We start from the raw sequence: 20,617 nt of genomic DNA, 5'->3' as shown, positions 1-20,617 counted from the left end.
AGCTATGTTTTTAGGAATTGTCTCGCCACCCAAGCCCAGCGCAGAAAAAGAGCCGGTGGATAAGGCGCGGGCTCATTCCCCGCCCCCCAGCTCGCTCTCGATTTGCTCGATGCTGGGCAAACTGGTTTGCAGCGCAGCGGGTAGGGATTCAATGAGCTGGTATTCCGCCACGCCAATGGGCTGGGCGGTGTCCCGCAGCGCGTATTCGGCCACCACCTTGTTCTTGGTCTTGCACAACAGCAGGCCAATGGTCGGGTTGTCCTGCTCGGCCTTGACCTGCATGTCCACCGCCGTCAGGTAAAAGCCCAATTGCCCCAGATGCTCGGGCTTGAACTTGCCGCCCTTGAGCTCGATCACCACATAGCAGCGCAGTTTGAGGTGGTAGAACAGCAGGTCGATAAAAAACTCATCGCCGCCTACATTCAGCATCACCTGCCGCCCCACGAACGCAAAGCCCGCGCCCAGCTCCAGCAGGAATTCCGTCACGTGCTTCACCAAGGCGTGTTCGACCTCGCGCTCTTGTGCCTCGTCGGTCAAGCCCAGAAAGTCGAAACGGTAAGGGTCTTTCAGCGATTCGCGCGCCAAATCGGACTGAGGCTTGGGCAAACTCGCTTCGAAGTTGGTGACGGCGGAGCCACTGCGCTCCAGCAAGCGGGTTTCGATCTGCATCACCAACACATTGCGCGACCAGTTGTGCTGGATGGCTTGGGCCGCATACCAGCGGCGGGTTTCGGGGGTGGAGAGCTTGTCCAGCAGCGCCAGCTGGTGATACCAGGGCAATTGTGCAAGCACCGCTTGCACAAATTCATCATCCGGCCACGCCTGGGCAAAAGACCGCATGTACTTGAGGTTGCGCGGCGAAAAACCCTTCATCTCGGGGAACGCCGTGCGCAAGTCGTGCGCCAGCCGCTCAATCACCTTCGCACCCCAGCCTTGTCGCTGGGGAGCACCCATTGCGCAAGCCTGTGCGCGCTCAGCCATCCTCCCGGATCTGCCGCCCGGTGAGCTTGAGGAACAAATCCTCCAGGTTGGCTGGCCGGTGCAGCGTGCGCAGGTGCCCGTGCTGCCCCAGCGCCTGCAGCAGGGGCTGGGCGTTCTGGGTGTAGAAGAAAACGGTCTCTCCGCTGACCTCTACGCGGGCAGCCAGCGCACGCAGGGCTGCGTCATGGGCCAGGGCCACGGCGCCCACGCCATACACCTCCACCACGTCGGGCTCCAGGTGCTGGGCGATCAGTTCGCGCGGGCGGCCTTCGGTGATTTTCTTGCCGTGGTCCAGCACCAGCAGGCGCGAACACAGGCGCTCGGCCTCGTCCATGAAGTGGGTGGTGAGCAAGATGGATTTGCCCTGCTGCAGCAGCAGTTGCAGGCGCTCCCACATCAGGTGGCGCGCCTGCGGGTCGAGCCCGGTGGTGGGCTCGTCCAGCAGCAGCAGGCGCGGGTCGTTGACCAGCGCGCGGGCCAGTGACAGGCGCCGTTTCATGCCGCCCGACAGCTCACCGGGCTTGGCGTTGGCCTTGTGCGTGAGCGCAGCAAATTCGAGCAGGCGGGGTACACGCTCGTCCATCACCGCGCCCTTGATGCCGAAGTAGCGGCCGAATACGCGCAGGTTCTCGGCACAGGTGAAGTCGGGGTCCAGTGTGTCGAACTGGGTCACCACGCCCAGGTGGGCCTTGATGGCCAGGGCGTCGCGGGGCATCTGCAACGGGTCTGCTGCCGCGCCGGCGTAGAACTGCACCGTGCCGCCGTCGGGGGCGGTGTGCCCCAGGCACATGCGGATGGTGGTGGTTTTGCCAGCGCCATTGGGGCCGATCACGCCCAGGCATTCGCCCGGGGCAATGGCAAAAGATACATCGTCGACCACCGTGGTGTCGCCGTAGCGTTTGCTCAGGTGGCTTGCCTCGAACAAGGGCTGGGTTGGGGGCGCGAGGGTTTTGTCCATGGGAAGAGATTTTGAACCAAATCGGCGTTCGGCGCCCGTGCTGAAAGCGCTATAAGCTATGAATTAAATAGCATTTTGGTGAACGTGCAATGAATTGACGGTTATCCAGTTTCATGAAATTGCCATATTTTTGAAATCGCCGTGGGTACCAATCTGGGTATCCTGTGATTCAGTTATCTACCCATGGTCTGGAAAGCAACATATGAATCCACTGCCTCCCCCCGCAGCAATATCCGAGCGGCAACGCCAGGCGGCCAGGGCCCTGGACGAGACAGTGCAGGCGCAGCTGGCGCGCGCCAACATGGGGCTTTCACCGGTGTCCATGGCGCTGGCGGCGGCCGACTGGGCCATGCACCTGGCCTTGTCGCCCGGGCGGCAAATGGTGCTGGGGCAGCGCGCCTTGGCGCTGGCGCAGCAGGCCTGGCTGGCTGCGGCGCGCCCGCAGGCAGACGATCAGGGCCTGCCGCTGCCCGAGAAGGATGCACGTTTTCGCGATGAAAGCTGGCAGCAATGGCCGTTCAGTGCCCTGAAGGAAGGCTTCAAGGCCCGCGATGCCTGGTGGCGCGAGGCGGCGCAGGTCGATGGCTTGACGCGCCATCACCAGCATGTGGTGGATTTTTTCACCCGCCAGGCGCTGGATGCACTGTCGCCCTCCAACTGGCCCGCCACCAATGCCGAGGCACACCACCGGGCGCGCGCAACCGGCGGAACAAGTCTGCTGGCGGGCTACCAGAACTTCACCAAAGACCTGCAAAAGCACCGGCACGCGCCGCCCGATGCCGACCCGCAAACGCTGGAGCCTCTCATCTTTGAGGTGGGCAAGGATGTGGCCGCCACGCCGGGCAAGGTGGTGTTTCGCAACCACCTGATCGAGCTGATCCAGTACACACCCACCACCGACAAGGTTTATCCGGAGCCGCTGCTCATCGTGCCCTCGTGCATCATGAAGTACTACATCCTGGACCTCTCGCCCGCCAATTCCATGGTGCGCTATCTGGTGGGCCAGGGCTATACGGTGTTCATCGTTTCCTGGCGCAACCCCGACGCATCCGACCGAGACCTGGGCATGCAGGACTACCTGCGCCTGGGCGTGATGGAGGCCATGGCGGCCGTCAAAGAGCGCACGCAAGCGCCGCGCATCCACGCGCTGGGCTACTGCCTGGGTGGCACCTTCCTGGCCATGGTGGCGGCGGCCCTGGGGCACGAAAGCCGCGCAGATCAGGGCAAGGGCCCGGCGCGAGAGCATGTTGCCTTTCCGCCCCACATGCCCGAGCTGGCCTCGGTCACGCTGCTGGCGGCGCAAACCGATTTCAGCGAGCCCGGTGAGATGGGCGTCTTCATCGACGACGACCAGATCCAGGCGCTGCGCCAGGACATGGAGCGCAAGGGCTATTTCTCGGGCAAGGCCATGGCCGGCTCGTTCCAGTTTCTCAATGCGCGCGATCTGGTGTGGTCACGCAGCACGCGCCGCTACCTGCTGGGCCAGGACGAGGTGGACTTTGACCTCATGAGCTGGAACGCCGACGTCACGCGCCTGCCTGCGCGCATGCACTCCGAATACCTGTCGTCGCTGTTCCTCAACAACGCCCTGGCCACGGGGCAGTACCGCGTGGGCGGCGTGGGCGTGGCGCTGATGGACATCCATGCGCCGATGCTGGTGGTGGGCACCACGCGTGACCATGTCTCGCCCTGGCGCTCGGTTTACAAAATCCACCTGCAGACCGACACGCATGTCACCTTCATTCTGGCGGCGGGCGGACACAACGCCGGCATCGTCTCAGAGCCTGGCCGCCCGCGCCGCAGCTACCAGATCGCCGCCACCGAAGACGGCAATGGCTGGACGGGCCCCGACGAATGGGAAGCCAGCGCCCCGGTGCGCGAGGGCTCCTGGTGGGAGGCCATGGACCAGTGGCTCAAAGAGCGTTCGGGCAAGCCCGTGGCGCCGCCCACCATCGACCCCGCCCACGTGCTGTGCGATGCACCCGGCCAATACGTCATGGTGCGCTATGCCGACTGAAGGCTTGCTTGCAAACGAGCAGGTGGCAGTGCATTTCACGTGCCGCACCATGGGGTCTGCCCCCAGGCGATCCATCTGCGGCGGCATCAGGCCGGGTATGCCGGTTAAGAAGGGTGTGGCGGGCAGCAGGCTGCGTCGGCCAGTCGATCCACGTTAAACCTCGCGCGCTGGCCGGGCACTGCCTGGCCAAGCGCCTTTTTCCTGCGCCCTCAACACTGCACCCATGACAAAAAACAACAACGCATTCAGCCTGGCCGGCAAAAAGGGTCTGATTCTGGGCCTGGCCAACGAAAACAGCATTGCCTGGGGCTGCACCCAGCTGGCGCACCAGATGGGCGCCGAACTGGTGGTGTCCTGCCTCAACGACAAGGCGCGTCGCTTTGTCGAGCCGCTGACCGCGCCGCTGGGCGTGGATCTGGTGGGCTGCAATGTCGAGGAGGACGGCGAACTCGAAGCGCTGGTGGCGCGCGCCGCACAGCGCCTGGGGCAGCTCGATTTTGTAATCCACTCCATCGCCTGGGCGCCGATGGATGACCTGCACGGCCAGGTGATCGACAGCTCGCGCAAGGGCTTCTCGCGCGCCATGGAGGTGTCGTGCCACTCGTTTGCCCAGCTGGCCCGGCTGTGCGTGCCGCACATGGCGGCGGGCGGCAGCCTGCTGAGCATGACCTACCTGGGCGCTGACGAGGCCGTGCCCAATTACGGACTGATGGGGCCGGTAAAGGCCGCGCTCGAATCGCTGGTGCGCTACATGGCGCTGGAGCTGGGCCCGCAGGGCATTCGGGTGCATGCCGTCTCGCCCGGCCCCATCCTCACGCGTGCCGCCTCGGGCATCGCCAGTTTTGACGAACTCATGGCCAACGCGGTGCTCAAGGCGCCGCTCCAGCGCCTGGTCACACTCGACGAAATCGCCCAGCTCAGCGTCTTCCTGTGCAGCGATGCCGCCTCGGGCATGACCGGGCAGACCATCTATGTCGATGGCGGCTGCCACGCAGTCGCCTGAAGCTCCCTGGGAACCGGCACACACTTTTGCAATCGCATCCGTCACCAAGGAATGCAACCACATGAACATGGCACCCAACACCGAATGGATTGAAAACGTCACCTACGACGAACTGAGCGTGGGCCAGAGCGCGCGCCTGCTGCGCACCCTCACGCAGGCCGACATCCAGGCCTTTGCCGCCGTCTCGGGTGACACCAACCCGGCCCACCTCAACCCCGAATACGCCAACGACACGCTGTTTCACGGCGTCATCGCCCACGGCATGTGGGGCGGCGCACTCATCTCGGCGCTGCTGGGCACGCAGTTTCCGGGCCCCGGCACCATTTATCTGGAGCAGGTGCTGCATTTCACCAAGCCGGTGCGCATTGGCGACACGCTCACCGTGACAGTGACCGTGGCGAGCAAGGACGACGAGAAAAAACGCATCGAACTCGACTGTTCGGTGGTCAACCAGAAGGGCCAGAGCGTGCTGCACGGCACGGCCCGCGTGCTGCCGCCCACCACCAAGGTGCGCATTCCCAAGGTGAATGCACCGCAGATCCAGTTGTTTGACCCTGAGGCGCGTTTCAAGGAGCTGCTGTCGCTGGCCGACGGCATGCCCGCCGTGCGCTGCGCCGTGGTGCACCCGTGCGATGCGGGCTCGCTGAGCGGTGCCATGGACTCGGCACGCTACGGGCTGATCGTGCCGGTGCTCGTGGGCCCCGAGGCGCGCATCCGCGCCGTGGCGGCCGAGGCGGGCATCGACCTCGAAGGGGTGGAGATTCACGCGGTAGAGCACAGCCATGCAGCGGCAGAGCTGGCCGCCAGCATGGCAGCGCGCCGCGAGGTCGAGGTGCTGATGAAGGGCAGCCTGCACACCGACGAAATGATCAAGGCCGTGCTCGCCCAGCCCGCCTTGCGCACGGGCCGCCGCATGTCGCATGTGTACCGCTTTGATGTGCCGCTGTATCCCAAGCCGCTGCTCATCACCGACGCCGCGCTCAACATCCGCCCCAGCCTGGAGGAGAAGGTGGACATCATCCAGAACGCCATCGACTTTGCGCGCATCCTGGGTGTGGAGACTCCGAAGGTGGCCATTCTTTCAGCGGTGGAGACGGTCAACCCCAACATCCCGTCCACCATCGATGCCGCCGCGCTGTGCAAAATGGCCGACCGTGGCCAGATCAAGGGGGGCCTGCTCGACGGCCCGCTGGCCTTTGACAACGCCATCTCGGCCCAGGCGGCCGAGATCAAGCACATCGAGTCGCGCGTGGCAGGCGACGCCGACATCCTGGCCGTTCCCGACCTGGAGAGCGGCAACATGCTGGCCAAGCAGCTCGAATACCTGGCGGGCGCCTCCGGCTCGGGCATCGTGCTGGGCGCGCGCGTGCCCATAGCACTGACCAGCCGCTCCGACGGCCCCACGGCCCGCGTTTCGTCGGCCCTGCTGGCGGTGCTGGCTGCTTACGACGCCCGGAGCGTGCGTGCGCCCAAGGCGACGGCACCCATCAAAGACTGAAAGCGGTTCCTTGCCATGGCCATTCTTGCCGTCAACGCGGGCTCGTCCTCGCTCAAGTTCTCGCTCCACCCCCTGCTGGGCGGGCGGGTGCGGCCCAGCGTGCTCAGTGGCACCATCGAGGGCCTGGAGCCCGGCGGCCAGCCCGAAATGGCCTGGACTTTCGCAGGCCAGCGCCAGCGCAAGGCCGTGGGCGGCCCGGGCGCAACACCCTTTCTTCAGGCACTGGACTGCCTGCGCACGCTGCTGGCAGGCCTGGAGGGCGCCCCCCGCATCGCAGCCGTGGCGCACCGCGTGGTGCACGGCGGCCAGGATTTCAGCGACAGCGTGCTGGTGACCGACGCGGTGCTGGAGCGCCTGGCGCGCCTGAACTCTCTGGCGCCGCTGCACCAGCCACACAACCTGGCGGGCATTCGCGCGTTCCGCCAGGCCTTCCCGGCGCTGCCCCAGGTGGCGTGTTTTGACACCGCCTTTCACGCCGGGCTGCCCGATGTGGCCCGCGCGTTTGCCTTGCCGCAGTCGCTGACGGAGCAGGGCGTGCGCCGCTATGGTTTTCACGGTCTGTCTTACCAATACATCATGGGCACGCTGCTGGAGCACGCGCCGCGCGCGCACGGCCGCGTGCTCATGGCCCACCTGGGCAACGGTGCCAGCCTGTGCGCAGCGCAGGGCGGGCGCAGTGTGGCCACCACCATGGGTTTTTCGGCGCTTGACGGCTTGATGATGGGCACGCGCAGCGGCACGCTCGACGCCGGCGTGCTGCTTTACCTGATGGAGCAGGGCTGGGACCACGACCGCATCCAGAAGTTGCTCTACAAGCAAAGCGGGCTGCTGGGTGTGTCGGGCATCTCGGCCGACATGCGCCGCCTGCGCGCCGACGGCAGCCCTGCCGCGCAGCGTGCCATCGACCAGTTCACCTACCGCGTGGTGCGTGAATCGGGCGCCATGGTGGCCTGCATGGGCGGGCTTGACGTGCTGGCGTTCAGCGGCGGCATTGGCGAGCACGACGCCCAGCTGCGCGCCCAGGTGTGCGAGCAGCTTGGCTGGATGGGGGTGCGCATGGATGCGGGGCGCAATGCCGGTGCGCCGGGCGACGCTGCCCACGCCATCCATGCCGAGGGCAGTGCGGTGGAGGTGTGGGTGGTGCCCACCGACGAGGGCCGTGTGGCCGCACGCGAAGCGGCCCGCCTGCTGTACCAGGAGGATGACGCCCCCACCCCGGTGCCCCTGCCGGAGGCGCAGGCATGAATATGCATAAAAAGTGGCTCTAGCGCTTATGCAGCAAGCGCTAATAGCTATTGAATAAATAGCAAAAGCCCGATATTCCGGGCTTTTGTCGGGGCGCTTACTGGAACGCCACTTCGGCAAAGCTGCGCAGCTTGCGGCTGTGCAGGCGGTCCACACCGCCGGTGCGCAGGATTTCGACGGCGCGCATGCCGATCAGCAGGTGTTGCTGAACGCGCTCGCGGTAGAAGTGGTTGGCCATGCCGGGCAGCTTGATCTCGCCGTGCAGGGGTTTGTCGCTCACGCACAAGAGCGTGCCGTAGGGCACCCGAAAACGAAAACCGTTGGCGGCAATGGTGGCGCTTTCCATGTCCAGCGCCACGGCGCGGCTCTGGCTGAAACGGCGCTGGGGCAGGTTGTCGGGCAGCAGCTCCCAGTTGCGGTTGTCGGTGCTGGCCACGGTGCCGGTGCGCATGATGCGCTTGAGCTCGTCGCGTCCCATTTGCGTGACGTCGGCCACGGCCTGCTCCAGGGCCAGCTGGATTTCGGCCAGCGCGGGGATGGGCACCCACAGTGGCAGCTCTTCGTCGAGCACATGGTCCTCGCGCACATAAGCGTGGGCCAGCACGTAGTCGCCCAGCTGCTGGCTGTTGCGCAGGCCCGCGCAGTGGCCCAGCATCAGCCAGGCGTGCGGGCGCAGCACGGCGATGTGGTCGGTAATGGTTTTGGCGTTGGCCGGGCCCACGCCGATGTTGACCATGGTGATGCCGCTGCGGTCGGCGCGCACGAGGTGGTAGGCCGGCATTTGCGGCAGGCGCGGGGGCTGTGTGCCCAGTTCGTCGCCAGCCTGCGCGGGCAGCCCCGTGCGGCGCGTGACCACGTTGCCGGGCTCTATGAAGGCGATGTATTCGCTGTCGGGCTTGGCCATTTCAGCATGGCCCAGGCGCACGAATTCGTCGATGTAGAACTGGTAGTTGGTGAACAGCACGAAGTTCTGGAACCACTCGGGCGCCGTGCCCGTGTAGTGGCGCAGTCGGTGCAGCGAGTAGTCGACGCGCGGCGCGGTAAAAAGCGACAGGGGCTGCGCCTCGCCCGGGCGGTGCTGGTGCGTGCCGTTCGCAATGCCGTCGTCCATGGCGGCCAGGTCGGGCAAATCGAACAGGTCGCGCATCAACATGCGGCGCTCGGGCGTCAGCGTGCCCTCCACATGGTCATGCTCGGCAAACGAGAAGTGGATGGGGATGGGGTGGGCGCTGGTGCCCACCTCCAGGTCCACGTTGTGGCTGCTGCGCAGCAGGCGAAACTGCTCGGCGTAGTAGTCGGCAAACAGGTCGGGCCGCGTGAGGGTGGTCTCAAAGCGACCGGGGCCTTCGACGAAGCCGTAGGCCAGTTTGTTGTCGGCGCGCGCCACCGTGGTGGTGTGCACGCGCACGAACGGATAGAACGCCCGCACCGGGGCGGGCGGGGTGTCGCCGGCCACAAAGCGTTGCATGGCCGCGCGCAGGTGGCCAATCTGTTGCTGGTAGATGCGCTGGATCTGGGCCAGTGCATCGGCGGGGTCGGTGTGGCGGGTGGGCGCGATGAAGTCGGGAATCTGGGGCATGGGCCTATTGTCCACATGCGCATGGGGCGCGTGTGACAGCCTTGCGCTCAGGTCAGCCCTGTGGTGACAACCAGCGCTGGGTGGCCTGTGCATCCATCGGGGCCGACACCAGAAAGCCCTGCACCAGGTCACAGCCCAGGCGGTGCAGCAGTTCTTTCTGTTCGGCCGTTTCCACGCCCTCGGCCACGGTTTTGAGTTGCAGGCTGTGGCCCATCTGGATGATGGCGGTGACGATGGCCACGTCGTCGGCGCTTTGGGGGGTGTCCATCACGAAAGATCGGTCGATCTTGAGCTTGTCGATGGGGTAGCGCTTGAGGTAGGCCAGCGAGGAATAGCCCGTGCCGAAATCGTCAATGGTGACGCCCACGCCCAGTGCCTTGATGGCGTTGAGGGTTTCCAGCACCTGCCCCGTGTGGTGCATCAGCACGGATTCGGTGAGCTCGATTTCCAGAAAACGGGGCTCCAGCCCGGTGGCATGCAGCACGGCAGCGAGTTCGCCCGCCACGTCGCGCTGGCGAAACTCCAGCGCCGACAGGTTGACGGCCACCGGCACCATGGCCAGGCCTTCGTTTTGCCAGGCCTTGAGCTGGCGGCAGGCCTCGTGCATGACCCAGCGGCCAATGGGTGTGATGAGCCCGCGTGATTCGGAGAACGTGATGAACTCGTCCGGGCCCAACAGGCCCCGCTCGGGGTGGCGCCAGCGCACCAGCGCCTCAAAGCCCTTCAGTGAGCCGTCTGCCAGGCAGATCTGCGGCTGGTAGTGCAGCACGAAGGCATTGCTGGCAATGGCCTCGCGCAGCTGGCGCTCTTGCTGCAGCACATCGGTGGCGTGCACGTCCATGCCGGGTTGATAGAACTGCCGGTTGCCCCGGCCACTGTCCTTGGCGTGGTACATCGCCGTGTCGGCGCAGCGCAGCAGTCCCTGGACGGTGGTGTCGTCGCCCGGAAACAAGCTGATGCCGATGGACGGCGACATCGTGAGCGGCAGCTGACCCACGGTGAACGCGCTGCGCATGGTTTCGATCAGCTTGTCGGCCACCATGGCCGCATCGTCGGGCGTGTGGATGTCGGTCAGCACCGCCACGAATTCATCTCCGCTGAGCCGCGCCACCAGATCGGTGTCGCGCACGCTCTGGCGCAGGCGTTCGGCCACATCGCACAGCAACTGGTCGCCGGCGTGGTGGCCCAGTGAATCATTGACGGTCTTGAAGTGGTCCAGGTTGATGAACAACACCGCCACCATGAACTTGCGCCGGCGTGCCATCGACAGCACCTTGCCCAGCTGTTCCATCAGAAAGCGGCGATTGGGCAGCTGGGTCAGGGTGTCGTGCAGTGCCAGAAAGGTTTCGCGCTCCTGTGCCTCTTTGCGGGCCGTGATGTCGCGCACCACCACCACGCGGTAGTCGGCATGCAGTTGCGGCATGGTCTTGCCCACCACCTCGACGGGGATGGTATGCCCGTCCTTGTGCCGAATGGTCACCTCATAGGGGTCTTCGCGGCCTGCGCGCGTGTACTCATAGGCCACGGCCCGCCACTCATGGCTGATGAAGTTGAAGATCGACAGACCCATCACTTCCGGCAGGGTGTAGCCCGTAAGCCGCGTCAACGCGTCGTTGCCGTCAGTGATCAGCCCGTCGCGGTGAAAGAGAATGGCCTCATCGGTGATTTCGGTGAATTTGCGCATGCGCTCTTCACTCTGGCGCACGGTACTCTCGGCTTGCCAGCGGTCGGTGATGTCCGTGATCAGCACGAACGAGCCCAGTTGTTGTTTCTGCGGGCTGAAGTGCGGGATCAGGTTGACCTCGATCATGCGGGACTCTCCACTGGGGATGGTCTGTTCGCGCATGTACTTCACATGCTCCCCGCGGGTCGAGCGCTCGATATAGGGCTGTATGGCCAGCCATGCCTTGGTGCCAATGGCCTCCTGCACGGTCAGGCCCACAATGGATGCGACGGAATGCCCGTTGTAGGCGGCATACCCCTGGTTGGCAAACTGGCAGCGCAGGCCGGGCAGGTCGAAATAGGCCATCAGGGCCGGGACGGAGTCGGCGATCAGCCGCAGCAACGCGTCGCTGGAGCCTTGGGGTCCAGAAATGGGGGCTTCTGAGGTCAGTTCGTGCATGTTCGGGGGCCAGTTGAACCAGTTATAGCCGATTGACCTGACGCGAAACCTAAGGGCAACTCCGCATGGTGGGCGGCACGGGGCGCCGGTTGTTTTGTGCTATTTCTGTCACCATGTTGTAGGGTCTGTAAAGAAAGGTGCACAAGCCCCATGCAGGATTTTGCAGGTTTTTCGACGGCGCTGGCCGTGCTGGCGAGCGCGGCGGGATGCGGCTTGCTGATGGGAATCGAGCGCGAGCGTCGCAAGGGGGCGGGGCCCGACCGGGCACTGGCCGGGGTCCGGTCGTTCACCCTCGCCGCCATCGGCGGTGCCACCGCCGCCCTGACGGGCATTCCTGCCCTGATGGCGGTTGGTGCGGCATTGGTGGCGGCCCTGACGGTGGTGGCCTATGCCCGGGACCGCTCGGGCGACCCGGGCGTGACCACCGAGATTGCCCTGCTTCTGGCCTACCTGATCGGAGTGACCTGCGCACGCGACCAGTTGCTGGCTGCCGCCCTGGCGGTGGTGGTGACCGGCTTGATGGCGCTGCGGGACACATTGCACCAGTTTGCCAATCAGTGGCTTCAGCCCGGCGAGGTGCGCAGCGGGCTCATCTTGGCTGCGCTGGCCTTGCTGGTGTATCCGCTGGCGCCTGACACCCCCCTGTGGCAGGGGGTGCTGAACCCCCAGGTGATGGTGCGCCTGGTCATTGTGCTGCTGGTGATCCAGTCTCTTGCGCATGTGGCCAAGCGCCTGATGCAGGCCCGCCATGCGCTGGCGCTGTCGGCGCTGGCATCGGGGTTTGTGTCCAGCACGGCCACCATTGCCAGTCTGGGCATGGAGGTGCGCACCGGGCACAGCGCGCCGCGCGCCCATGCGGGGGCTGCCGTGCTTTCGTGCGTGGCCACCATGGTCCAGATCGCCGTGGTGGCTGCCACCGTACAGCCGCAGTGGCTGGCGCGGCTGTGGTTGCCCGCACTGGCGGGGGGGTGTGTGGCGGCTGCTATGGGGTGGTGGAGCGGGCGGGGCACGGCGCACCGGCTGGCATCTGCACCCAGTGCCGAGGCGGCGCCCGGCGTGCTGCCCGATGCCCCCATGTTCAAGCTGCGCGACGCCTTGATCATCGCCGCCTTGCTCACGGGTATTCAGGTGGGGGTGCATCTACTCACGGCGTGGCTAGGCGACGCGGGCATGCTCGCAGGCGCCCTGCTGGCGGCCCTGGCAGATGTGCACGCAGCCACCGCAGCCGTGCTGGTGCGGGGCGGCCCGGACAGCGCGGCGGGGCCCGCCATCGCTTCGGCCCTGATGGCGGCGCTGCTGGTGCACGCCTGCAGCAAATGTGCCGTGGCACTGGCCAGCGGTGGCTGGCGCTATGCGCTGGCCGTGGCGCCGGGCATCGTGGCGCACACGCTGGCCTTTGTGGGCGTGTTCGCCCTGCAATAGCCACCAGGGTGCGGCTGGAGCGGCCACCTTGCGGCGCTTTACGGCCCTTTGGGGGCGCCGGCGTGCCCGCGCACAAGGGCGCACCGGATAATCGCCCCATGACCTCCAAAGAAAACCAAGCCAGCACTGACTTCAGCGCGCTGGCCCTGAGCCCCGCCACGCTGGCCAATTTGCAGCAGCTGGGCTACACGCAGATGACGCCCATCCAGGCGGCCAGCCTGCCCCCCGCGTTGCTAGGCAAAGACCTGATCGCCCAGGCCAGCACCGGCAGCGGCAAGACCGCCGCGTTTGCCCTGGCGCTGCTGGCCAACCTCAACCCGCGCCGCTTTGCGGTGCAGGCGCTGGTGCTGTGCCCCACGCGCGAACTGGCCGACCAGGTGACCAGCGAAATCCGCCGTCTGGCGCGGGCCGAAGAAAACATCAAGGTCGTGACCCTGTGCGGCGGCGTGCCGCTGCGTGCGCAAACGCTGAGCCTGGAGCACGGTGCCCACATCGTGGTGGGCACCCCAGGCCGCGTGATGGACCACCTGGAACGTCAGCACCTGAGCCTGGAAGCCCTCAACACCCTGGTGCTCGACGAGGCGGACCGCATGCTCGACATGGGTTTCTTCGATGACATCGTTGTGGTTGCCAAGCAGTGTCCCAAAGAGCGCCAGACCCTGCTGTTCTCGGCCACCTACCCCGAAGGCATCGCCAAGCTGAGCGCGCAGTTCATGAAGACCCCCGTGCAGATCACGGTGCAGGCCCAGCATGCCGAGGGCAAGATCGAGCAGCGCTGGTACGAGGTGAAAAACAGCGAGCGCCTGCACGCGGTGTCGCAGCTGCTTAACCACTTCCGCCCGGAGTCGTCGATTGCGTTTTGCAACACCAAGCAGCAGTGCCGCGACCTGGTGGGCGTGCTGCAGGCCCAGGGCTTCAGCGCACTGGCGCTGTATGGCGAGCTGGAGCAGCGCGAGCGCGACCAGGTGCTGGTGCAGTTTGCCAACCGCAGTTGCTCGGTGCTCGTGGCCACCGACGTGGCGGCGCGCGGGCTGGACATTGCCAACCTGGCCGCCGTCATCAATGTGGACGTGACGCCCGACCCCGAGGTGCACATCCACCGCATCGGACGCACGGGCCGGGGCGACGCCGAAGGTCTGGCGCTCAACCTGGTCAGCATGGACGAGATGGGCTCAGTGGGCAAGATCGAAGTGCTGCAGGGCCGTGAATCGCGCTGGTTCCCCGTGGCCGAACTCACACCCACGGGCAGCGGCCCCCTGGTGCCGCCCATGGTCACCATCCAGATCATCGGCGGCCGCAAAGAGAAGATCCGCGCTGGCGATGTGCTGGGCGCACTCACCGGCGAGATGGGCTTCACCCGCGAACAGATCGGCAAGATCAACGTGAACGATTTCTCCACCTATGTGGCGGTGGACCGCGCCATTGGCGCGCAGGCTGCACAGCGTCTGAACCAGGGCCGCGTCAAGGGCAAGGCCGTCAAGGCGCGGCTGGTGACTGGCGAAGAATGATCAGCCTGTTGCAGCGCGTGCGGCAGGCGCGCGTGGAGGTGGACGGGCAGGTCGTAGGCGCTATTGGCGCGGGCCTGCTGGTACTGGTGTGCGCCGAGCGGGGCGACACCGAGGCCGAGGCCGACAAGTTGCTGGCCAAGATGCTCAAGCTGCGCATCTTCAGCGACGACGCGGGCAAGATGAACAAGAGCGTGCAGGACCTGGACGGCCAGGGCGGGGTCGGCGGCCTGCTGCTGGTCAGCCAGTTCACGTTGGCGGCCGACACCACGGGCGGCAACCGCCCCAGTTTCACGCAGGCGGCGGCCCCCGATGAGGGCCGCAGGCTTTATGACTACCTGGTGGCACAGGCCCGCGCTGCCCATCCCGAGGTGGCCACGGGCCGGTTTGCGGCCGACATGCAGGTGCACCTGGTGAACGACGGACCGGTGACGATTCCACTGCGCGTGGCGCCTGCTGCCGGGTAGCCGCTCTTCCCACTCGTGCTCGCCTTCGGCGATTTCATTTCAGTCACGGTGATGGTGGTGTGCGGGGCTACGATGTGTTTTTTCGGAGGATTTGTCCATGTACGAAAAGATTCTGGTTCCTGTGGATGGCAGCGCCACCTCGCTCACAGGGTTGCAAGAAGCCATTGCGCTGGCGCGGGTGATGGGCTCGACGATCCGGTTGCTGCATGTGGTGGATGAAATCTCGTTCATGACGAGCTTCGAGTCCAGCATGGCACTGACCGCGGAAGTGTTTGACACGCTCAAGAAGGCGGGCCAGGACGTGCTGCAGGACGCCCAGAACCGGGTGCGTGCGGCCGGCGTTCCGGTGGAGGCCGAGCTGTATGAAAGCTACGCCGGGCGTGTGAGCGATCTGGTCATCGCGAAAGCCAAGGAATGGGGCGCGCAGCTCATCGTGCTGGGCACCCATGGCCGGCGCGGCGTGGGCCGGATGCTGCTGGGCAGCGATGCCGAGCAGGTGCTGCGCCAGTCGCCGGTGCCGGTGCTGCTGGTGCGCGGCGCCTGAGAAGGTGTGAACAAACCCGCCATGCCCGCTCATCCCGCCAAAACGCACCCCCTCGTCGTTGCAGATGCTCGCCATAGCAAGAGCTTGTGGCTTGCTTTGCGGCACGATCGGCCGCGTTTTTGCGGCCTGCTCGGCCACGCCGGATTCATTCACACCTTCTGAGTGGCCAGTGCGCGGGCCATTGGGGTGAGCGCTTGCCGGGGTGTTTCGCGGCGGTGACCCGGCGCCCGCACACGCCGGCGCATTGGCTCACTGGCGCCAGAAGAACAGGGCGGCCATCACCAGCCCTGTGGCCACGATGCCCCAGCGCAGCACGGGCGCAGGCAGCTTGCGCGCCACACGCGCGCCGCCGTAACCGCCTGCAGTGGCCGCCACCATCATCATCAGCGCCTGCGGCCAAAGCACCAGGCCGCCCGCTGCGTAAATGGCCACGGCAATCGCGGTGAGCAGTGCTGATACCCAGTTTTTCAGGCCGTTCATGGCATTCAGGTTCGTCTGGCCCAGCAGGCCGAACAGGGCCAGCAGCAATATGCCCAACCCGCCATTGAAGTAACCGCCATACGCCGCCACGGCCAGCACGCCCACCGTGGCCTTGGCGGTGGACGGTGTGCCGCCCGCCAGCTTCTGGCGCAGCCAGGGGCCGAACGCAAACAACGCCGTTGCCGCCAGCAGCAGCCAAGGCACGACGCGGCGGAAGGTGGCGTCGGGCGTGACCAGCAGCAGCCCAGCGCCCGCGGCCCCACCAATGAGCGACAGCACCACCAGCAGGCGCATCGAAAGCCCGGGCGGCGGGGCTGTGTCTTCGCGAAAGCCCCAGGCGCCGGCCATGTAACCCGGCAGCAGGGCCACCGTGCCGGTGGCATTGGCCACCACGGGCGGCACGCCGGTGAAGACCAGTGCGGGCAGCGTCAGAAAGCTGCCGCCTCCGGCAACGGCATTGAGGGCGCCGGCGATGAAGGCGGCGGTGAGCAGCAGGGTGGTTTCCAACATGTCTCCTTTTGATTGGGGCGTCAGCCCCGGCACATTGGCGCCATCTTAGGTGGAGACTCGCGGGGATTTTCGGCTGATTGCAGGCAAAAAAGGTTGGATTGCTTTGCTGCAGGCAGTCTGGTGTCTGGCGCTATTTGGCGTACGGGTCGGCAAAGCCCAGCTCTTGCAGGATGGCGGTTTCGTAGGCTTCCATTTCGTCGGCATCGGCGGCACTGGTTTCGTGGTCCCAGCCCTGGGCATGCAGCGTGCCGTGCACCAGCAGGTGGGCGTAGTGCTCTTCCAGGCTCTTGTTCTGTTCGCGCGCCTCGCGCTCCACCACGGGGGCGCAGAGCACCAGGTCGGCGGTCACCAGGGGCTCCTGCGTGTAATCGAAGGTGAGCACGTTGGTGGCGTAGTCCTTTTCGCGGTAGTCGCGGTTCAGTTGCTGGCCTTCTTCGGCACCGACGATGCGCACGGTGATCTCCGCATCGGTGGCCAGGGCGTGGCGAATCCAGCGCGTGACCTTGTGGCGCGGAAGCACAGCGCGGTGGGCGGCGACGCCATCAAAGCGGCCGAATTGCAGCGACAGGGAGAGTGTGTTTAGGGTCATTTATGCCTCTAGCGCTTATGGGGTAAGCGCTTGCAGCTATCAAATAAGGAGTTTTTGCGAACCTGGAACCTGTCTAGTCTGCGCGGCTGCGCGCGGCGGGCGCCCGGCGCGGTGCGTCGTATGCGTCCACGATGCGCGCAACCAGCGGGTGGCGCACCACGTCGGCGCTGGTGAAGCGGGTCACGGCAATGCCCTTGACGCGCTTCAACACCCGCTCTGCATCGACCAGCCCGCTCATCGCCCCTTTGGGCAGGTCCACCTGGCTCACGTCGCCAGTGACCACGGCCCGGGCGCCAAAGCCGATGCGGGTGAGAAACATTTTCATCTGCTCGGGCGTGGTGTTTTGCGCTTCGTCGAGGATGACGAACGCATTGTTCAGCGTGCGCCCGCGCATGAAGGCCAGCGGGGCGATTTCGATGGCGTTGCGCTCGAAGGCTTTTTGCACCTTGTCGTAGCCCATCAGCTCATAGAGCGCGTCGTACAGCGGGCGCAGATACGGGTCCACCTTCTGCGCCAGGTCGCCGGGCAGGAAGCCCAGGCGTTCGCCCGCTTCCACGGCAGGGCGCGTCAGCACGATGCGCTGCACGGCGCTGCGCTCCAGCGCATCTACGGCGCAGGCCACGGCCAGATAGGTTTTGCCCGTGCCCGCGGGGCCGATGCCGAAGGTGATGTCGTGCGTGGCGATATTTTCGAGGTACAGGTTCTGCGTGGGCGTGCGCCCGCGCAGGTCGGCCCGGCGGGTGTTGAGCACGATGGCGCCCTCGGGCGCTTCCACCAGGGACTGGTCGCCCGCCAGCATGAGCTGCAGGTAGTCTTCAGTGATGGGGCGCTCGGCCATTTCATACAGGGCCTGCAACAGCTCCATGGCCTGGGTGGCCTTGGCTTTGGGGCCATCCACCTTGAACTGCTCGTGCCGGTGCGCAATGCTCACCTGCAGGGCCACTTCGATGGTGCGCAGGTGCGCGTCGGCCGGGCCGCACAGGTGTGTGAGCCGGGTATTGTTGTGGGGAGTGAAGGTGTGGCGCAGGATCACGCGGATAATTCCAGTCAGGCTACGGAAAACACGGCAAGAAAGACGGCGCAGCAGGTGGTGCGTTCGCCGGCAAAGGACATCCATGATAGGCAAATTGACCGGCACCCTGCTGGAGAAGAACCCGCCCGAGGTGCTGCTGGACTGCCACGGCGTGGGTTACGAGGTGAATGTGCCCATGAGCACCTTCTACAACCTGCCCGCCGTGGGCGAACGCGTGAGCCTGCTCACGCAGTTCATCGTGCGCGAGGATGCGCAGCTGCTGTACGGCTTTGCCACGCAGCCCGAGCGCCAGGCGTTTCGCGAACTCATCAAGATATCGGGCGTGGGGCCGCGCACGGCGCTGTCCATACTTTCCGGCATGGGCGTGGGCGATCTGGCGCAGGCCATCACGCTGCAAGAGGCGGGCCGCCTGGTCAAGGTGCCGGGTATTGGCAAGAAGACCGCCGAACGTTTGCTGCTGGAGCTCAAGGGCAAACTGGGCGCCGACATGGGAGCGCACGCGCAGGCAACCAGCGACGCCCAGGTGGATATATTGCAGGCGCTGCTGGCGCTGGGTTACAACGACAAGGAGGCGGCGGCCGCTTTGAAGGCCTTGCCGCCGGATGTCGGCGTGAGTGACGGAATCAAGCTGGCGCTGAAGGCGCTGGCGAAATAACCCCTAACCAAACGGATTCAGGACGGGTAGCCATGAAATTTCGACAGTCGATGCAGTGGGTGTGCGGTGCAGGTGTGGCGCTGGTGGTGGCGGCTTGCGGCGGTGGTGGTGGTGGCGACGCGCCTGCACCGGATATGTCGACAGCGAACCGGATCGAGCCGTTTGATCCCACCCTGGGCAAGGCGCTCAAGGCAGCCCCCCCGTTGCCGCGTGCGGCCGGGGCTGCACCAAAGGCCACGCCGGTGCGGCTGGGGCCGCTGGCGTCCGCAGCGCTGCCATCCCTGAAAAACAAAGTGGTGCCCAGCCAGGGCACCGGTGTGCGCCAGCAAATTGGCCTGGCCCGCAGCGTGGCCGCTACGGCGACTTCGTCGGGACTGCGGGCGCAGCTGCAGTGGTCCCCCACAGAGCGCGGCACGCAGCGTGCCGCCGTCAGCTTCGCAGCGCAAGGTGCGCTGGGTGTGCGCCTGGGGCTGCTGGTGCGCGCACTGCCTGCGGGCACCACGCTGCGGTTTTATGCACAGGCCGGTGAAGCGGTGTTCGAGGTGTCGGGCCAGGAGGTGCTGGGCACCATCGCGCGCAACCTGCAGGCGGGAGACACTGGCGATGCGGCCCGCACCTACTGGAGTCCCGATTTCGGCGGCGCCGAGACCACGCTGGAGCTGGAGTTGCCGGCCAATGCCGACCTGGCCCAGCTCGACATCGCCGTGCCCTCGCTGTCGCACTTTTATGTTTCGCCGGACCGTGCGGCGCAATCGGGCCTGACCAAGGTGGGCGAGGCGGCCACCTGCAATATCGACGTGTCGTGTCGGCCCGATTCCAGCAGTGAAAGCCGTTCGGTTGCGCGCATGATATTTGTGGAAAATGGCAGTGCGTTCGTTTGCACCGGCACGCTGCTCAACGACGCACAGTCGAGTTCCACACCGTATTTTCTTTCTGCCAACCACTGCGTTTCCACGCAGGCGGCCGCGTCAACCGTGACGACCGACTGGTTCTACCGCTCGGCCACTTGCAACACCAATGAGGTCAATGCGGGCGCGCAGCGCCTGTACGGTGGCGCCACCTTGCTGTATGCCGAGGCGGCTACCGACACCGCCTTCATGCGCCTGAATGCCGCACCACCGGCCGGTATTGTGTATGCCGGTTCGTATTTTGGCGCAGTGGTCGAAGGTGCCGGAGCACTCAGCATCCACCACCCCCAAGGCGACCTGCAAAAGTACAGTGAGGGTGTGGTGAAGCAGTTCAACAATTGCACTTTTGAAACCTGCCAAGTCAGCACTGCGCAGGACGGGCGTTTCCTGAGTGTGGGCTGGAGTGTGGGTACCACCGAGGGCGGCAGCAGCGGCTCAAGCCTTTTCCTGCCGATTGGCAGCAAGCGCTATGTGGTGGGGCAATTGCTGGGCGGTGCTGCAAGTTGCCAGAACCCCACCGGATACGACCACTATGGCCGCTATGACCTGGCATTCCAGGCGGCCCTCAGGAACTGGCTGAAACCGGCACCATGAGCCAGCAGGCGTTTCGCCTGCAATGGCGCAGTGTGGCTTGACCATTCAAGCCGACGACTTCGCTCACCCACCACCCCCACCTGCACCCGCCAAAGGGTGCGGTCTCCGCTGTCGGTGTATTGCCCGCAGATGCGTAGATGCCCGGCCATCACTGGTCGGCCAAGTCACCCCTTCGCCATCGAACACCTTCCAGCCGACGGACTTGCGGCTCAAAAGGGCTTCGCACGTCCGCAGATAAAAGTGCGGACCGTGAACTTGGGAGCGGCAAAAGAGAATTGGCCCCGAAAACATGCTATTCGGCCTTGGGCCCTTGGTATTGGCATGTGCCAGGGCGCCTGTTCTGTCAGTTTTTGCGCTGCAGCATTCAGGCATTTGGACTACATCAAGTTATTGAAGTTACAGATTGAATGGAGATAACGGTAAAAAGATTGAGTAGATCAAAGACGGCACCAGATTTATTCGGCACTTGCACCCCATCGCCCAGCCCTTCAACGGGGCTGGTTCGAA

General features: G+C 65.4%; 17 protein-coding genes. 10 read left to right on the top strand and 7 right to left on the bottom strand.

The window, feature by feature from the left end:
• Positions 1-72 precede the first annotated feature (72 nt).
• Together K226_RS0101515 and K226_RS0101510 are read right to left on the bottom strand one after the other, a co-directional pair.
• Positions 73-954: a YhcG family protein gene (locus K226_RS0101515; protein ID WP_238324187.1), complete on the bottom strand. Its 882-nt coding sequence runs from the start codon at positions 952-954 to the stop codon at positions 73-75.
• 19 nt (positions 955-973) lie between these two features.
• Positions 974-1,939, bottom strand: a complete 966-nt coding sequence (locus tag K226_RS0101510; RefSeq protein WP_024813112.1) for an ATP-binding cassette domain-containing protein — start codon at positions 1,937-1,939, stop codon at positions 974-976.
• Positions 1,940-2,141: 202 nt separating this feature from the next.
• Here K226_RS0101510 and K226_RS0101505 point away from each other — a divergent pair, with 202 nt between their 5' ends.
• The 4 genes from K226_RS0101505 to K226_RS0101490 all read left to right on the top strand — a co-directional run bounded on the left by K226_RS0101505 (position 2,142) and on the right by K226_RS0101490 (position 7,702).
• Positions 2,142-3,956 (top strand): alpha/beta hydrolase, encoded by a 1,815-nt coding sequence (locus K226_RS0101505; protein ID WP_024813111.1) that lies wholly within the window; start codon positions 2,142-2,144, stop codon positions 3,954-3,956.
• A 223-nt stretch (positions 3,957-4,179) separates the two neighbouring features.
• Positions 4,180-4,959 carry an enoyl-ACP reductase FabI gene (gene fabI, locus K226_RS0101500; RefSeq protein ID WP_024813110.1) on the top strand — a complete coding sequence of 260 codons (780 nt, stop codon included), beginning with the start codon at positions 4,180-4,182 and terminating at the stop codon, positions 4,957-4,959.
• Between the two features lie 61 nt (positions 4,960-5,020).
• Positions 5,021-6,457: a bifunctional enoyl-CoA hydratase/phosphate acetyltransferase gene (locus K226_RS0101495; RefSeq protein ID WP_024813109.1), complete on the top strand. Its 1,437-nt coding sequence runs from the start codon at positions 5,021-5,023 to the stop codon at positions 6,455-6,457.
• 15 nt (positions 6,458-6,472) lie between these two features.
• Positions 6,473-7,702, top strand: a complete 1,230-nt coding sequence (locus tag K226_RS0101490) for an acetate/propionate family kinase (protein ID WP_024813108.1) — start codon at positions 6,473-6,475, stop codon at positions 7,700-7,702.
• A gap of 97 nt (positions 7,703-7,799) precedes the next feature.
• Here the strand turns inward: K226_RS0101490 and K226_RS0101485 are convergent, their stop codons facing one another.
• Both K226_RS0101485 and K226_RS0101480 read right to left on the bottom strand, forming a co-directional pair.
• Positions 7,800-9,281, bottom strand: coding sequence for an AMP nucleosidase (locus K226_RS0101485; protein WP_024813107.1), 1,482 nt, complete (start codon positions 9,279-9,281; stop codon positions 7,800-7,802).
• A gap of 52 nt (positions 9,282-9,333) precedes the next feature.
• Positions 9,334-11,403: a bifunctional diguanylate cyclase/phosphodiesterase gene (locus tag K226_RS0101480; RefSeq protein WP_024813106.1), complete on the bottom strand. Its 2,070-nt coding sequence runs from the start codon at positions 11,401-11,403 to the stop codon at positions 9,334-9,336.
• 150 nt (positions 11,404-11,553) lie between these two features.
• Between K226_RS0101480 and K226_RS0101475 the strand changes: the two genes are divergently transcribed.
• From K226_RS0101475 to K226_RS0101460, 4 genes are all read left to right on the top strand, one after another.
• Entirely contained in the window at positions 11,554-12,825 is a 1,272-nt protein-coding gene (locus K226_RS0101475) for an MgtC/SapB family protein (RefSeq protein WP_024813105.1), read from the top strand.
• 98 nt (positions 12,826-12,923) lie between these two features.
• On the top strand, positions 12,924-14,333 hold the full coding sequence (gene dbpA, locus K226_RS0101470) for an ATP-dependent RNA helicase DbpA (RefSeq protein WP_024813104.1): 1,410 nt from the start codon (positions 12,924-12,926) through the stop codon (positions 14,331-14,333).
• Positions 14,330-14,797 carry a D-aminoacyl-tRNA deacylase gene (gene dtd, locus K226_RS0101465; protein WP_024813103.1) on the top strand — a complete coding sequence of 156 codons (468 nt, stop codon included), beginning with the start codon at positions 14,330-14,332 and terminating at the stop codon, positions 14,795-14,797. Before dbpA ends, dtd begins: the two co-directional genes overlap by 4 nt.
• A 97-nt stretch (positions 14,798-14,894) precedes the next feature.
• Positions 14,895-15,341: a universal stress protein gene (locus K226_RS0101460; protein WP_024813102.1), complete on the top strand. Its 447-nt coding sequence runs from the start codon at positions 14,895-14,897 to the stop codon at positions 15,339-15,341.
• 249 nt (positions 15,342-15,590) lie between these two features.
• Here the strand turns inward: K226_RS0101460 and K226_RS0101455 are convergent, their stop codons facing one another.
• The 3 genes from K226_RS0101455 to K226_RS0101445 form a co-directional block, all read right to left on the bottom strand.
• Positions 15,591-16,331 (bottom strand): sulfite exporter TauE/SafE family protein, encoded by a 741-nt coding sequence (locus K226_RS0101455; protein WP_024813101.1) that lies wholly within the window; start codon positions 16,329-16,331, stop codon positions 15,591-15,593.
• Between the two features lie 130 nt (positions 16,332-16,461).
• On the bottom strand, positions 16,462-16,920 hold the full coding sequence (ybeY, locus tag K226_RS0101450) for an rRNA maturation RNase YbeY (RefSeq protein ID WP_024813100.1): 459 nt from the start codon (positions 16,918-16,920) through the stop codon (positions 16,462-16,464).
• 73 nt (positions 16,921-16,993) lie between these two features.
• Positions 16,994-17,953, bottom strand: a complete 960-nt coding sequence (locus K226_RS0101445; protein ID WP_024813099.1) for a PhoH family protein — start codon at positions 17,951-17,953, stop codon at positions 16,994-16,996.
• A gap of 82 nt (positions 17,954-18,035) precedes the next feature.
• Between K226_RS0101445 and ruvA the strand changes: the two genes are divergently transcribed.
• The gene (gene ruvA, locus K226_RS0101440; RefSeq protein WP_024813098.1) at positions 18,036-18,608 is read left to right on the top strand and encodes a Holliday junction branch migration protein RuvA; all 573 of its coding nucleotides are present in this window, start codon (positions 18,036-18,038) and stop codon (positions 18,606-18,608) included.
• Positions 18,609-18,640: 32 nt separating this feature from the next.
• A complete protein-coding gene (locus K226_RS0101435; protein ID WP_024813097.1) occupies positions 18,641-20,110 on the top strand; it encodes a serine protease in 1,470 nt (489 codons plus the stop codon).
• The last annotated feature ends 507 nt before the right edge of the window (positions 20,111-20,617 follow it).

The sequence above is a fragment of the Acidovorax sp. JHL-3 genome (assembly GCF_000526295.1).
Lineage (GTDB): Bacteria > Pseudomonadota > Gammaproteobacteria > Burkholderiales > Burkholderiaceae_C > Acidovorax > Acidovorax defluvii.
This window is presented reverse-complemented; position numbering and strand designations above follow the sequence as displayed.

Coding starts and splice junctions, on each gene's coding strand:
- K226_RS0101460 (WP_024813102.1), top strand. CDS start 14,895: ATGTACGAAAAGATTCTGGTTCCTGTGGATGGCAGCGCCACCTCGCTC.
- K226_RS0101480 (WP_024813106.1), bottom strand. CDS start 11,403: ATGCACGAACTGACCTCAGAAGCCCCCATTTCTGGACCCCAAGGCTCC.
- K226_RS0101485 (WP_024813107.1), bottom strand. CDS start 9,281: ATGCCCCAGATTCCCGACTTCATCGCGCCCACCCGCCACACCGACCCC.
- ruvA (WP_024813098.1), top strand. CDS start 18,036: ATGATAGGCAAATTGACCGGCACCCTGCTGGAGAAGAACCCGCCCGAG.
- K226_RS0101495 (WP_024813109.1), top strand. CDS start 5,021: ATGAACATGGCACCCAACACCGAATGGATTGAAAACGTCACCTACGAC.
- K226_RS0101505 (WP_024813111.1), top strand. CDS start 2,142: ATGAATCCACTGCCTCCCCCCGCAGCAATATCCGAGCGGCAACGCCAG.
- K226_RS0101490 (WP_024813108.1), top strand. CDS start 6,473: ATGGCCATTCTTGCCGTCAACGCGGGCTCGTCCTCGCTCAAGTTCTCG.
- K226_RS0101455 (WP_024813101.1), bottom strand. CDS start 16,331: ATGTTGGAAACCACCCTGCTGCTCACCGCCGCCTTCATCGCCGGCGCC.
- dbpA (WP_024813104.1), top strand. CDS start 12,924: ATGACCTCCAAAGAAAACCAAGCCAGCACTGACTTCAGCGCGCTGGCC.
- K226_RS0101435 (WP_024813097.1), top strand. CDS start 18,641: ATGAAATTTCGACAGTCGATGCAGTGGGTGTGCGGTGCAGGTGTGGCG.
- K226_RS0101515 (WP_238324187.1), bottom strand. CDS start 954: ATGGGTGCTCCCCAGCGACAAGGCTGGGGTGCGAAGGTGATTGAGCGG.
- K226_RS0101475 (WP_024813105.1), top strand. CDS start 11,554: ATGCAGGATTTTGCAGGTTTTTCGACGGCGCTGGCCGTGCTGGCGAGC.
- K226_RS0101510 (WP_024813112.1), bottom strand. CDS start 1,939: ATGGACAAAACCCTCGCGCCCCCAACCCAGCCCTTGTTCGAGGCAAGC.
- dtd (WP_024813103.1), top strand. CDS start 14,330: ATGATCAGCCTGTTGCAGCGCGTGCGGCAGGCGCGCGTGGAGGTGGAC.
- fabI (WP_024813110.1), top strand. CDS start 4,180: ATGACAAAAAACAACAACGCATTCAGCCTGGCCGGCAAAAAGGGTCTG.
- ybeY (WP_024813100.1), bottom strand. CDS start 16,920: ATGACCCTAAACACACTCTCCCTGTCGCTGCAATTCGGCCGCTTTGAT.